Source organism: Streptomyces glomeratus, assembly GCF_021462825.1.
Lineage (GTDB): Bacteria > Actinomycetota > Actinomycetes > Streptomycetales > Streptomycetaceae > Streptomyces > Streptomyces glomeratus.
On the sequence record NZ_JAKEEB010000028.1, the window covers coordinates 54,861 to 68,381 of the forward strand.

The window sequence follows — 13,521 nt, forward strand, 5'->3', positions numbered from 1 at the left end:
CGGTGGTGCCATGATCAGGGCAACACAGGCCGGAGGCCCCGATGCTGCATGTCATATCACTGATCGCCGTCTCGGTGGTCGTGGTGTTCTACGCCTTCCTGGGAGTCCTGGCCCTCACCACCGGGCGGATGATCGTGCCGTGGCAGCGCGGGCGTGTGCCGCGGCCACGGCTGTGGGGCTCCGGAGCCCTGCTCCTGGCCGCGGGGTTCGTGGTTCTCAGGTTCTCCGCCGCCGTGATCGGCGCGACCGCCTTCGGCATCCTGTCCACCGGCGGGCTTGTTCTGATGGGCTCCGGCGCAGTGCTGCAGTTCCTCGGCCAGCGCGTCGGCCGGGTCCAGGTCTGACGCGCCGGCCGCAGCCCCGTACGGCACGACCGCAGGAGGGCCCTCATCCCGCCGTGGGACGCCTCCTGATCCTCGACCCGAGCCAGACCAGCGGATCGTACTTGCGGTCGACGGCCCGTTCCTTCAGTGGGATCAGCGCGTTGTCCGTGATCCGGATGCCCTCGGGGCACACCTCCGTGCAGCATTTGGTGATGTTGCAGTAGCCGAGGCCGTGCTCGTCCTGGGCCGTGCGCTTGCGGTCCAGGCCCGACTCCGCGGCCGCGTCCAGGGGGTGCATGTCCAGCTCCGCCACCCGCATCAGGAAGCGCGGCCCCGCGAACACCTGCTTGTTCTCCTCGTGGTCACGGACCACATGACAGGTGTCCTGGCACAGGAAGCACTCGATGCACTTGCGGAACTCCTGTGGGCGGTCCACGTCCTCCTGCATCATGCGGTACTCCCCGGGGCCGAGGCCCGGTGGCGGTACGAAGGACGGGATCTCGCGCGCCTTGCGGTAGTTGAAGCCCACGTCCGTCACCAGGTCGCGGACCACCGGGAAGGCGCGCAGCGGGGTCACGGTGACCGTCTCGTCCCGGCCGAAGACCGACATCCGCGTCATGCACATCAGCCGCGGCCGCCCGTTGATCTCCGCCGAGCACGAACCGCATTTGCCCGCCTTGCAGTTCCAGCGCACGGCGAGGTCCGGGGCCTGGGTGGCCTGGAGGCGATGGATGATGTCCAGCACCACCTCGCCGTCGTTGACCTCGACCTTGAAGTCCTCCAGGGCGCCGCCCTGTGCATCGCCCCGCCACACCTTGAAGCGGGCCTCGTAGCTGCTCACTCGTAGAGCTCCTCTTCGGCCAGGTACTTGACCAGCTCCTCCTTCTCGAAGAGGGCGAGCAGGTCGGGGCGGATGGGTTCGGTGGTCTCGCGGGACAGGGTGATCTGGCCGCGGACCGGGTCCGTCGCCGCGAGACCGCCCGTCGGGTCGGTCAGGCGGCACAGCAGATTGATGCGGCGCCACGCCCGGTCCATCGCCGGGAAGTCCTCCCGGGTGTGCCCGCCGCGTGACTCCGTGCGCTCCAGGGCGGCCCGTGCCACGCACTCGCTGACCAGCAGCATGTTCCGCAGGTCCAGGGCGAGATGCCAGCCCGGGTTGAACTGGCGGTGCCCCTCGACACCCGCCCGGCGCGCCCGCACCCGCAGCTCCGCCAGCTTCTGCAGCGCCTGCCGCATCTCCGGCTCCCGGCGGATGATCCCGACCAGGTCGTTCATGGTCTGCTGGAGTTCCTGGTGCAAGGCGTACGGGTTCTCCGGCGGGCGCCCGTCCTCCTCGCCGGGTGCCGGCCCCTCGGCCGAGAACGGGCGCAGGGCCTCCGCCGCGGCGCTGTCCACCTCGGCCTCGTCCACCGTGGGGCGCTCCGCGGTCTCCGTCGCGTACCGCGCCGCGTGCAGACCCGCCCGCCGTCCGAAGACCAACAGGTCGGAGAGCGAGTTGCCGCCCAGCCGGTTGGAGCCGTGCATCCCGCCGGCCACCTCTCCGGCCGCGTACAGGCCCTCGACCCCACGGGCCGCCGCCGTGTCCGAGTCGACCGCGATGCCGCCCATCACGTAGTGACAGGTCGGGCCGACCTCCATGGCCTCGGCGGTGATGTCGACGTCCGCCAGCTCCTTGAACTGGTGGTACATCGACGGCAGCCGGCGCCGGATGACCTCGGCGGGCATACGCGTGGAGACATCGAGGAAGACACCGCCGTGCGGGGAGCCGCGGCCCGCCTTCACCTCGGCGTTGATCGCGCGCGCGACCTCGTCACGGGGGAGCAGCTCCGGCGGGCGCCGGTTGTTGTCCGGGTCGTCGTACCAGCGGTCGGCCTCGTCCTCGGACTGCGCGTACTTCTCCTTGAAGACATCCGGGATGTAGTCGAACATGAACCGTTTGCCGTCGGAGTTCCGGAGCACCCCGCCGTCGCCGCGCACCGACTCGGTGACCAGGATGCCCTTCACCGACGGCGGCCAGACCATGCCCGTCGGGTGGAACTGCACGAACTCCATGTTCAGCAGCGGCGCCCCGGCGAGCAGGGCCAGCGCGTGCCCGTCGCCCGTGTACTCCCAGGAGTTCGACGTCACCTTGAAGGACTTGCCGATGCCGCCCGTCGCGATCACCACCGCGGGAGCCTCGAGGACGAAGAAACGGCCGGACTCGCGCTCGTAGGCGAAGACCCCCGACACCCGGTTCCCCTGCTTGAGGACCCGGGTGACCGTGCACTCCTGGAAGACCTTCAGCCGGGACTCGTAGTCCCCGGTCTCCTTCGCGTCCTCCTGCTGCAGCGCGACGACCTTCTGCTGGAGCGTGCGGATCAGCTCCAGGCCCGTGCGGTCGCCCACGTGCGCCAGGCGCGGGTACTCGTGGCCGCCGAAGTTGCGCTGGGAGATGCGCCCGTCCTTCGTACGGTCGAAGAGGGCGCCCCAGGTCTCCAGCTCCCAGACCCGGTCGGGAGCCTCCCGCGCGTGCAGTTCGGCCATCCGCCACTGGTTGAGGAACTTCCCGCCGCGCAGGGTGTCGCGGAAGTGCACCTGCCAGTTGTCGTGCGGGTTGGCGTTGCCCATGGCCGCCGCGATGCCGCCCTCCGCCATCACCGTGTGCGCCTTGCCGAACAGCGACTTGCAGATCACGGCCGTACGGGCGCCGCGCTCACGGGCCTCGACGGCGGCCCTGAGGCCGGCACCGCCGGCCCCGACCACGACCACGTCCCATTCCTGCCGGTCGACCACGGACATCACAGGGCCCTACTCCCTCTAGAAGAAGCGCGGATCGTCGAAGGCACCGGACGCCACCAGGTACACGTAGAAGTCGGCGAGCGCCACGCTGAACAGCGATGTCCAGGCCAGCAGCATGTGACGGGCGTTCAGCCGGCTGATGAAGCCCCACATCCGGTAGCGCACGGGGTGCCGGGAGAAGTGCTTGAGCCTGCCGCCGACGATGTGCCGGCAGGAGTGGCAGGAGAGGGTGTACGCCCAGATGAGCACGATGTTCACCAGGAACACCAGGGTGCCGAGCCCCATATGGCCCCAGTGGTAGTGCGGGTCGCGGAAGGCGAGCACGGTGTCGTAGGTGAGGACGCCCGCCACCAGCAGGGCCGCGTAGAAGAAGTACCGGTGCAGGTTCTGCAGGATCAGCGGGAAGCGGGTCTCGCCGGTGTACTTACGGTGCGGCTCCGCCACCGCGCAGGCCGGCGGCGACAGCCAGAAGCCGCGGTAGTAGGCCTTGCGGTAGTAGTAGCAGGTCAGGCGGAAGCCGAGCGGGAAGATCAGGATGATGATCGCCGGGGAGATCGCCCACCAGCTGCCGAAGAGGTCGGCGTTGGGGCCCGCGTGCATGGTCCGGCAGCGTTCCGCCAGGCAGGGCGAGTAGAACGGCGACACATACGGCGCCGCGTAGTAGTCCGCGTCGGCGAACGCCCGCCAGGTGGAGTACACGATGAACGCCAGCAGCCCGGCGGCGGTGGCGGCGGGCGCCAGCCACCAGCGGTCGGTGCGCAGGTGCGGGACGGCGATCGCGGCGCGCGTCCCGGCGCCCGCTCCACCGCCGGGCGCTCGGGGTTCGGTGTCGGGGGGTTCCGTTCCAGTAGCCAAGGAAAGCGCACCTCTCTCGTGGGTTCGGTCACCTCCGGGGCGCGCCGGGGGTCAGGGTGCGTGCCGGCCCCGGGCGCCGAGGCCCTCGTCGTCCGAGTCCGTCCACAGGCTGCTGTCGTAGGGGGTGTCGGAGATCGTCACCAGCTCGACACGCCGGTCGGTGCCCGTGGTGGCGGCCGTGGCGCGCAGCAGCGCCACGCTCTCGCGCAGATGTTCGGCGTCGGTGCGGACGCGGCGTATCTCGAGCCCGCCGGCCCCCATCTGCTGCTCCAGGCGCCCCACCGACCGGTACAGGTCGTCGAGACACCGCTGGACCGACGTCAGTTCGTCGTTCACTGACATGACGTGACCTCACTTCCACGGGCCCGGTGGCCCAAGGCGTCGACGTTCATGCGCCTGCGAGTGTTGCGCGTCGCGGCGGCCGGTGTGAAGGGACGTGCAGTGATTGGCCGACGCACGCCGGGGCGTGCGGTTGCGCCGAACGGGTGGGGTTCCCCTGATTCGTCGTCGTGTCGCCACATAGGGCCGAACCCTTTCCTCTTCAGTGGGCCCATACATCTGATCAGTTCAAATACTGCCAAACCTGATCATAACGCCCGCTCATCCGCGAAGCGGCTCGGAGGTAGACGTGATGTCCCACGACGGCGTCGGACGGAGCGCGGTGATGCGCTCGGTCGCATTCCTCACCGCGGGAGCCCTCGCGGTGACCGCGCTCGCCGCCTGCTCCGACGACAGGAAGCCCAGCACACCGGCCGCCGGGGCGGACATCGCACCGGCCGCCCGCACTCTCGTCGGCGACGGTGGCACCCTGCGCTGGGCGGTCGACGCCGTGCCGGGGACCCTGAACACCTTCCAGTCCGACGCCGACGCCGGGACCACCCGGATCGCCGGCGCCGTGCTGCCCTCGATGTTCCGGCTCGACGCGAACGGGCGCCCCAAGGCCGACCCCGCCTACCTGGAGTCCGCCAAGGTCGTCTCGACCGAGCCCAAGCAGGTCGTCGTCTACCGCCTCAACCAGCAGGCCGTCTGGAGCGACGGCCGGGAGATCGGCGCCGACGACTTCGCCGCCCAGTGGCACGCCCTGTCCGGGAAGGACAACGCGTACTGGACCGCCCGCAACGCCGGCTACGACCGCATCGCGAAGGTCGAGCGCGGCGCGAACAACCTCGAGGTCAAGGTCACCTTCCGCAAGCCGTACGCCGACTGGAGGTCGCTGTTCTCGCCGCTGTACCCGAAGGACGTCATGGGCAGCCCGGGCGGCTTCAACGACGGGGCGAGACAAGGTCTGAAGGTCACCGCCGGCCCGTTCGGCGTCCAGTCGGTCGACCACAAGAACGGCACCGTGACCCTCGCCCGCAACCCCCGCTGGTGGGGCCGGCCCGCCAAGCTGTCCGAGATCGTCCTCGTGGCCGTCCCGCGCGACCAGCGGGCCGCCGCGCTCGCCGAGGGGAGGCTCGACATGGCGGAGATCGACCCGGAGGAGGCCGACCGGCTCACGCTCGCCGCGCGCGAGAAGGGCAGCACCCCCTTGCAGAGCGGCTCCCCCGGGGCGGAGACGGGCGAGGTTGCCACGCCCGCCTCCCCCGGGGCGGGGACGAGCCAGGCCGCCACGCCCGCCTCCCCCGGGGCGGAGACGGGCCGGACCGCCATGCCGGGCGCGCCGGGCATCCGTGAGCAGCAGACGCTGAACGGTTTTGTGATCCGCAGGTCCCTGGAACCCGCCTACACCCAGCTCGCCCTGAACGGAGCCCGGGGTCCGCTCGCCGACGAGCGGGTGCGCCGGGCCGTGGCCCGGGCCCTGGACCGCACCGAACTGGCCGCACTCGTCCTCAAGCCGCTCGGACTGCCCGCGGTGCCGGTCGGCAGCCATCTCGCGCTCGCGGGACAGGACGCGTACGCCGACAGCAGCGGTGCGGTCGGCAGCCAGGACACCAAGCAGGCGCAGGCGCTGCTGGCCGAGGCGGGCTGGGTGACCGGCGGCCCGGTCAAGGAGCAGAAGAAGAAGGCGGCCGGCCCTGGGGGTGGGAAGGCGGAGAACTCAGGGACCTCCAGCAACTCGGGGAACTCGGGGAACCCTCGGAACTCCGGTAGCTCGGAGAACTCCCAGAACTCCGAGAACCCCCGGAACGCCGGCAACTCCGGGAACTCGCAGAACCCGGAGAAGACCGAGACGACCGGGAGGACCGGGCAGCGCGACGGCTCGGGTGACGACGGGTCGTACGGCGGCGGCGAGGACGACAAGTCCGGCCGTATGCCCGGCCAGCAGGGCGGGCCTCCGCCGGGGGCGTACGCGCCCAAGGGCACCGCCGCCCCGGGCGGCGCCAAGGCAGGGCCGGCCGCCAAGGACGGCAAGCCGCTGGAGCTGAAGTTCGTGCTGCCGTCCGGGCCGGGCTCCCGGTCCCTGCGGACCGTCGGGGAGCGCATCGCGCGCATGCTGGACACGATCGGGATCCACACGGAGATCACCAAGGTCCCCGACGGCGACTTCTTCAAGGACCACATCGCGTCCGGCGACTACGACCTGGCGCTGTACTCCTGGCCGGCCACCGCGTTCCCGGCCACCGACGCCCGGCCGATCTACGCCAAGCCGGTTCCGGCGGCGGACGGCTCGCTGAGCGTCGAGCAGAACTACACCCGGGTCGGCACCGACCAGGTGGACCAGCTGTTCGACCAGGCCATCGCCACGCTGGACGAGGACGAGGAGCGGGACCTGGTGCGCAAGGCCGACGCCCACATCTGGGCCGCCGCCGGCTCCATCCCGCTCTATCAGCGCCCCCAGCTCACGGCGGTCCGTGCCGACCTGGCCAACGCGGGCGCGTTCGGCTTCCAGACCCCGGTCTACGAGGACATGGGCTTCCTGAAGAAGGGCGCGAAGCCGTCCGCGAGCCCGTCGAAGTCCGGCTGAAGCCGGACGCGACCGCCCGCGGCCGCAAGGAAAAACCCCGCCGGTGTGCCCCGCTCGAACGGGGCACACCGGCGGGGTGCGTCGCTGTCAGCTGTGCTTGGCGCGGCTGGCGGCGCGGGCGCGCTCGCGCTGGTCGAGGACCAGCTTGCGGATGCGGACGGCCTCCGGCGTCACCTCGACGCACTCGTCGTCGCGGCAGAACTCCAGGGACTGCTCGAGCGACAGCTTGCGCGGCGGCACGATCGACTCGGCGATGTCGGCCGTGGCGGACCGGATGTTGGTGAGCTTCTTCTCCTTGGTGATGTTGACGTCCATGTCGTCGGAGCGGGAGTTCTCGCCGACGATCATGCCCTCGTACACCTCGGTGCCCGGCTCCACGAAGAGCACGCCGCGCTCCTGGAGGTTGGTCATGGCGAACGCCGTGACGCTGCCGGAGCGGTCGGCCACCAGGGAGCCGTTGTTGCGGGTCTGCAGCGGACCGAACCAGGGCTCGTGGCCCTCGTGGATGGAGTGGGCGATACCCGTGCCGCGGGTGCCGGTCAGGAACTCCGTACGGAAGCCGATCAGACCGCGCGACGGCACGACGAACTCCATGCGGACCCAGCCCGAGCCGTGGTTGGACATGTTGTCCATCCGGCCCTTGCGGACGCCCATGAGCTGGGTGACGGCGCCCATGTGCTCCTCGGGCACGTCGATCGTCATGCGCTCGACCGGCTCGTGGACCTTGCCGTCGATCTCCTTGGTGACCACCTGCGGCTTGCCGACCGTCAGCTCGTAGCCCTCGCGGCGCATGGTCTCCACCAGGATGGCCAGCGCCAGCTCACCGCGGCCCTGCACCTCCCAGGCGTCCGGCCGCTCGGTGTCCAGGACCCGCAGGGAGACGTTACCGATCATCTCGCGGTCGAGGCGGTCCTTGACCTGGCGGGCGGTGACCTTGCGGTCCTTGACCGCGGCCTTGGCGTTGGCGCCCTTGCCGGTGCCGCCCCTGCCGACCAGCGGCGAGGTGTTGGTACCGATGACCATGGAGATCGCGGGCTCGTCCACCGTGATCAGCGGCAGCGCGACCGGGTTCTCCGGGTCGGCCAGCGTCTCACCGATCATGATCTCGGGGATACCGGCGACGGCGCAGATGTCACCCGGGCCGGCCACCTCGGCGGGCTTGCGGGTGAGGGCCTCGGTCATCATCAGCTCGCTGATACGGACGTTGCTGATCGTCCCGTCGCGCTTGATCCAGGCGACGGTCTGGCCCTTGCGCAGCTGGCCCTGCTCGACGCGGAGCAGCGCGATACGGCCGAGGAAGTTGTCGGCGTCCAGGTTGGTGACGTGCGCCTGGAGCGGGGCGTCCTCGTCGTAGATCGGGGCCGGGATGTGCTCCAGGATCGTGGAGAAGAACGGCTCCAGGCTGTCGCTGTCGGCCGGGACCGTGCCGTCCTCCGGCTTGGTGAGGGAGGCGATGCCGTCACGGCCGCACGCGTAGACGATCGGGAACTCGATCTGGTCCTCGTCGGCGTCGAGGTCGAGGAAGAGGTCGTACGCCTCGTTCACGACCTCGTCGATACGGGCGTCGGGGCGGTCCGTCTTGTTGATGCACAGGATGACGGGCAGCCGGGCCTGGAGCGCCTTGCGCAGCACGAAGCGGGTCTGCGGCAGCGGGCCCTCGGACGCGTCGACGAGCAGCACCACACCGTCGACCATCGACAGGCCGCGCTCGACCTCGCCGCCGAAGTCGGCGTGGCCGGGGGTGTCGATGATGTTGATCGTGATGGGGTCCCCGCCGTCCTTGGGGTGGTACTTCACCGCCGTGTTCTTGGCGAGGATCGTGATGCCCTTCTCACGCTCCAGGTCGTTGGAGTCCATGACGCGGTCGTCGACCTGGTCGAGCTGGTGGGCGGCGAAGGCACCGGCCTGCTTCAGCATGGCGTCGACGATGGTCGTCTTCCCGTGGTCGACGTGGGCGACGATGGCGACGTTGCGGATGTCGTGGCGCGTGGCCATAGTGCGGCGTACTCCCGGAGTGGTGAGGACGGCCTGCGCGTACATCTGTGTTACGCGGGCCCTGCCGGGCTGAACATGCCACGGCCTCACCCCATGGTACGGGGCCCCGGCCGAAGGCGGATGCTACGGGCCGTTCGGGGGAGCGGGGGTGCGGGTGCCCGGCCGGTCCGCGAGCGGCCGGGCAGGCTTCCGTGCGGCTGCCCGCCGGAGCCGCTCCGGCTTCCCGGGGCAGCGGGCGCAGTGATGAGGGTCACCCCTGGACACGGTGGGACGCGGTGCTCCAGGCGGCCGGGTGTCCCGCCTCGGGAGCAGCGGCCCGCATCGGGCTGATCACGGGATGGCCGATCACGGGATGGCCGATCACGGGCCAGGCGGAAGTCGGCCGTGTGCGAGAGGCTCGCATCCTGGTGCGGGTTGGCCGGAAACAGACGTGTGTCGCGCAACAGCGCCGACGGAATGCGTCAGAGATATAGGGAAAACCCTGCATCCTCGGCCGGCCGAGACACAAAGAGAAAGATCCGCACTAGTGTGCTTCCGCCTGCGCCGTGGGTTTCTTGCCTGGCCAGGGGCCACCGGAATGGCGACGGCCCGGCAGCGCGCTCGCCGCTCGGCGAGACCGGCGGCGTGCCGAGCGGTCCGTGTCGGTGGCGTGACTGCGCCCGTCACACAGGACGGGCTTGATCTCAAGCGATTTTCTCCGGTCAGTGTCCGGAATGCGGACGCTTCACGCCGATAGATGTGTAACAAGTCCGTTTCGCAGTGATCTTTCAGCAAACACTTTGTCCGGATTTTGGAAGATGTACGCGACAGGTGTGATCGAACCGAGACCTTAGGGGTGTGGTTCGACATCTGCCTTTGGCAGATAGTTAGGCGCGTAGAGCTCGGACGAACGGGTCACGCGCTGCAGGCGGCGCCGACTCACGAGCGGCGGGGAGTACCTGACATTTTCAGGCACCGGTGACGGTGATGTGTCTTGTGCTCTCCTGTGCGGTGAACCATTGGACTCATGAGGAGGAGCCCCATGCGTGGTGCCAAGAGCGCCAAGTGGGTTGCGATAGCCGCGGTTGTGGCGCTGGGCGCGACGGCCTGTGGCGGTGGCGGAGACAACGGCAGCTCGGGCAGTGGCAAGGGCAACGGCGTCGTGTCGGTGGAGATCGGTGAACCGCAGAACGGCCTGGTTCCCACCAACACGTACGAGACCGAGGGCGGCCAGGTCATCAACGCCCTCTTCACGGGTCTGACCAAGCTTGACGCCAACGACAAGGTCGTCAACGCCATGGCGCAGTCGATCGAGACCAAGGACAACAAGGTCTGGACGATCAAGCTGAAGTCGGGCTACACGTTCCACAACGGCGAGAAGGTCACGGCCCAGTCCTTCATCGACGCGTGGAACTACGGCGCGAACCAGACCAACGCCCAGCAGACCAACCCGCTGTTCAGCCACATCCAGGGCTACAGCGACCTGAACCCGGGCGAGGGCAAGAAGCCCAAGACCGACAAGATGTCGGGTCTGAAGGCCGTCGACGACAACACCCTCCAGGTCACCCTGACCGGCCCGTTCGCGGCGTTCCCGGCGCAGCTGTCCTTCACGTCGTTCGTGCCGCTGCCCAAGGCGTTCTTCAAGGACCCGAAGGGCTTCGGCGAGGCCCCGATCGGCAACGGCCCCTTCAAGATCCAGGGCAAGTTCAAGCACAACGAGGCCATCAACACCACGAAGTACGACAAGTACCCGGACGCCTCGCAGATCGAGGCCAAGGGCGTCGACTTCAAGATCTACTCGAACCTCGACACGTCCTACAAGGACCTCGTCGCCGGCAACCTGGACATCCAGCTCGTCGTCCCGAACTCGGGCCTGCCGACGTACAAGAAGGACCTGCCGGGCCGCACGATCGACCAGGCCGACTCGGCCGTCGGGTACATCGGCTTCCCGATCAAGTACAACAAGGCCTTCCAGAACGCGGACCTCCGCAAGGCCATCTCCATGGCCATCGACCGGAAGACGATCGCCGAGAAGGTCTTCCTCGGTGCCCGTACGCCGGCGGACGACTACATCAGCCCCATCGTCGACGGCTACCGCAAGGGCGCCTGCGGTGACGCCTGCACCCTGAACGTGGCCAAGGCCAAGGAGCTGTACAAGCAGAGCGGCGGGCTGCCCGGCAACGCGCTGGAGATCGGCTACAACGCGGACGGCGGCCACAAGGAGTGGGTCGAGGCGGTCGCCAACCAGCTCCAGCAGAACCTGGGCCTGAAGGTGACGGCCAAGCCGTTCGAGCAGTTCCAGACCATCCTCAACGACCTGGACGCCAAGAAGTACCAGGGCTCCTTCCGGATGGCCTGGAGCATGGACTACCCGGACATGGAGGACTACCTCCGCCCGGTGTTCTCGAAGGACGCCATCGCCAACGGCTCGAACTACTCCGGTTACGTCAACGACAAGTTCGAGAAGCTGCTCGTCGACGGCGACAAGGCCCCGACGCACGAGGACGCGGTCAAGACCTACCAGCAGGCGGACGACGTTCTGCTCAAGGACCTGCCGTACATCCCGGTGTACTTCTACACGCTGAACTCCGGTTACAGCGAGAAGATCAAGTCCATGAAGGTCGCCGGTAACCACCTGATCCTGTGGGAAACGGTCAAGCTCAGCTGAGCATGCCCTGAGTAGTTCCGACACTCAGCGGAACAGGGTGAGCAGGGGGAGGACGGACCAGCCTTCCCCTGCTCACCCCTTCTGCCGTCTCCCGTCCGACCGTGCCGCCGCCCCGGCCGCGGACGGGTCCAGCACCCCCCTCTGGAGTACCCATGGGCCGATACGTCGTGCGCCGCCTTCTGCAGGTGATCCCTGTGGTGATTGGCGTCACGTTCATCATCTTCTGCTTGGTCTTCGCGCTGCCCGGCGACCCGATCCAGGCGTTGGCCGGCGACAAGCGCGCCGACCCGAACATCGCGGCGATCCTCCGCGACCACTACCACCTCAACGAGCCGCTGTATCAGCAGTACTGGCACTACATCAGCGGCGTATTCACCGGTGACCTCGGTGAGACGTACAACGGCCGTGCCATCTCGGACATCGTGTCCCAGCGGTTCCCCGTCACGCTGAAGCTCGGCCTGACCTCCTTCGCCGTCGAGGCCGTCATCGGCATCCTGGCGGGCATCCTCTCCGCGCTGAAGAGGGGCAAGTTCCTCGACAACGTGGTGCTGGTCGCCACCCTCGTGCTGATCTCGATCCCGGTCTTCGTGCTCGGTAGTGTGTTCCAGCTGGAATTCGGCATGAACATGAAGATCACGCCGATCTCCGGCATCGAGAAGGGCTGGCCGCAGAGCTACATCCTTCCGGCGGTCGTGCTCGCCTCGACCTCCATGGCGTACATCGCGCGGCTCGTCCGGTCGAGCCTGACGGAGTCGATCCGGGCCGACTACGTGCGCACCGCCATCGCCAAGGGTCTGCCGCGGCGCCGGGTCATCGGCCTGCACGCCATGCGCAACTCCCTGATCCCGGTCGTCACCTTCCTCGGCTTCGACCTCGGCGCCCTCATGGGTGGCGCGATCATCACCGAGCGGGTGTTCAACATGCCCGGTATCGGTGGCCAGCTGGCCCAGTCGGTCTATCTGCGCGAGCGGCCCGTCGTGGTCGGTCTGGTGACCCTGCTGGTGCTGATCTACCTGGTCGCCAACCTCCTCGTAGACCTGATGTACGCCGTGCTCGACCCGAGGATCCGTTATGAGTGAGAAGACGATAGAGAGGCCCACCACCGACGAGGCCGCCCTCGCCAAGGAGATCGAGGCCGAGGAGAAGGCCGCGGCCCGGCAGGCGAGCCTGCTCAAGGACGGCTGGGCGGACCTGCGCAAGCGGCCCATGTTCCTGGTGACCGCCTTCGTCATCGTCTGCCTGCTCGCGCTGGCTATCGCGCCCAGCCTGTTCACGTCGCGCTCCCCGTTCTCGGACGGCTTCTGCCAGCTGCAGAACTCCATGAACGGTCCGTCCTCCGGGCACCTGTTCGGCTTCGACGTGCAGGGCTGCGACATCTACACGCGGACCGTGTACGGCACGCGCAACTCGATCGTCGTGGGTGTGGTGACCACCATCGCGACCACCCTGATCGGTGGCCTGCTCGGCATGCTGGCCGGTCTGGTCGGCGGCTGGCTCGACGCGCTGCTGTCCCGGATCACCGAGGTCTTCTCGGCGCTGCCGCTCATCATCGGCGGTCTGCTGATCATGTCGATCTGGCGCACCGGTGACGTCTGGTCGGTGTCGTTCATCATGGCGATCCTCGGCTGGCCGCAGGTCTTCCGGATCATGCGCGGCGAGGTCATCTCGAACAAGTACAACGACTACGTGATGGCCGCCCGGGCGCTCGGCGCCGGCTCGGGACGGATCGCGTTCCGGCACATCCTGCCGAACACGCTCGCCCCCGTCATCGTCATCACCACGATGAACCTCGGTGTCTACATCGCCGCCGAGGCCGCCCTGTCCTACCTGGGCATCGGTATCCAGTACCCGAACATCTCCTGGGGTCTGATGATCAGTGACGCCCAGGACCGATTCCTGACCTCGCCGCACGCGCTGCTCTTCCCGGCCGGCGCCCTGAGCCTCACCGTGCTGGCGTTCATCATGCTCGGCGACGTCGTCCGCGACGCCTTCGACCCGAAGATGCGCTAAAGGGAGGC

General features: G+C 68.6%; 10 protein-coding genes. 5 read left to right on the forward strand and 5 right to left on the reverse strand.

Features of this window, described 5'->3' with window-relative positions; translation table 11 throughout:
* Positions 1 to 41 precede the first annotated feature (41 nt).
* Positions 42 to 344 (forward strand): hypothetical protein, encoded by a 303-nt coding sequence (locus LZ604_RS26275; protein ID WP_234517958.1) that lies wholly within the window; start codon positions 42 to 44, stop codon positions 342 to 344.
* 43 nt (positions 345 to 387) lie between these two features.
* Here LZ604_RS26275 and LZ604_RS26280 read toward each other — a convergent pair whose 3' ends face one another.
* From LZ604_RS26280 to LZ604_RS26295, 4 genes are read right to left on the reverse strand one after another with little or no spacing between them, the layout of a single operon-like run.
* Positions 388 to 1,164, reverse strand: a complete 777-nt coding sequence (locus tag LZ604_RS26280; RefSeq protein ID WP_234517959.1) for a succinate dehydrogenase/fumarate reductase iron-sulfur subunit — start codon at positions 1,162 to 1,164, stop codon at positions 388 to 390.
* Positions 1,161 to 3,101: a fumarate reductase/succinate dehydrogenase flavoprotein subunit gene (locus LZ604_RS26285; protein ID WP_234517960.1), complete on the reverse strand. Its 1,941-nt coding sequence runs from the start codon at positions 3,099 to 3,101 to the stop codon at positions 1,161 to 1,163. The genes LZ604_RS26280 and LZ604_RS26285 overlap by 4 nt, the downstream gene beginning before the upstream one ends.
* 18 nt (positions 3,102 to 3,119) lie before the next feature.
* Positions 3,120 to 3,956 carry a succinate dehydrogenase subunit SdhC gene (gene sdhC, locus LZ604_RS26290; protein WP_234517961.1) on the reverse strand — a complete coding sequence of 279 codons (837 nt, stop codon included), beginning with the start codon at positions 3,954 to 3,956 and terminating at the stop codon, positions 3,120 to 3,122.
* 51 nt (positions 3,957 to 4,007) lie between these two features.
* Positions 4,008 to 4,298: an Rv0250c family protein gene (locus tag LZ604_RS26295; RefSeq protein ID WP_234517962.1), complete on the reverse strand. Its 291-nt coding sequence runs from the start codon at positions 4,296 to 4,298 to the stop codon at positions 4,008 to 4,010.
* Between the two features lie 289 nt (positions 4,299 to 4,587).
* Between LZ604_RS26295 and LZ604_RS26300 the strand changes: the two genes are divergently transcribed.
* The gene (locus LZ604_RS26300; protein WP_234517963.1) at positions 4,588 to 6,861 is read left to right on the forward strand and encodes an ABC transporter family substrate-binding protein; all 2,274 of its coding nucleotides are present in this window, start codon (positions 4,588 to 4,590) and stop codon (positions 6,859 to 6,861) included.
* 87 nt (positions 6,862 to 6,948) lie between these two features.
* Here LZ604_RS26300 and typA read toward each other — a convergent pair whose 3' ends face one another.
* Positions 6,949 to 8,856, reverse strand: coding sequence for a translational GTPase TypA (gene typA / locus LZ604_RS26305; RefSeq protein WP_234517964.1), 1,908 nt, complete (start codon positions 8,854 to 8,856; stop codon positions 6,949 to 6,951).
* A gap of 1,021 nt (positions 8,857 to 9,877) precedes the next feature.
* Between typA and LZ604_RS26310 the strand changes: the two genes are divergently transcribed.
* From LZ604_RS26310 to LZ604_RS26320, 3 genes are all read left to right on the forward strand, one after another.
* Positions 9,878 to 11,503, forward strand: coding sequence for a peptide ABC transporter substrate-binding protein (locus LZ604_RS26310; protein ID WP_234517965.1), 1,626 nt, complete (start codon positions 9,878 to 9,880; stop codon positions 11,501 to 11,503).
* 152 nt (positions 11,504 to 11,655) lie between these two features.
* The gene (locus LZ604_RS26315; protein ID WP_234517966.1) at positions 11,656 to 12,582 is read left to right on the forward strand and encodes an ABC transporter permease; all 927 of its coding nucleotides are present in this window, start codon (positions 11,656 to 11,658) and stop codon (positions 12,580 to 12,582) included.
* Positions 12,575 to 13,513 carry an ABC transporter permease gene (locus LZ604_RS26320; RefSeq protein ID WP_234517967.1) on the forward strand — a complete coding sequence of 313 codons (939 nt, stop codon included), beginning with the start codon at positions 12,575 to 12,577 and terminating at the stop codon, positions 13,511 to 13,513. The genes LZ604_RS26315 and LZ604_RS26320 overlap by 8 nt, the downstream gene beginning before the upstream one ends.
* Positions 13,514 to 13,521: the final 8 nt, after the last annotated feature.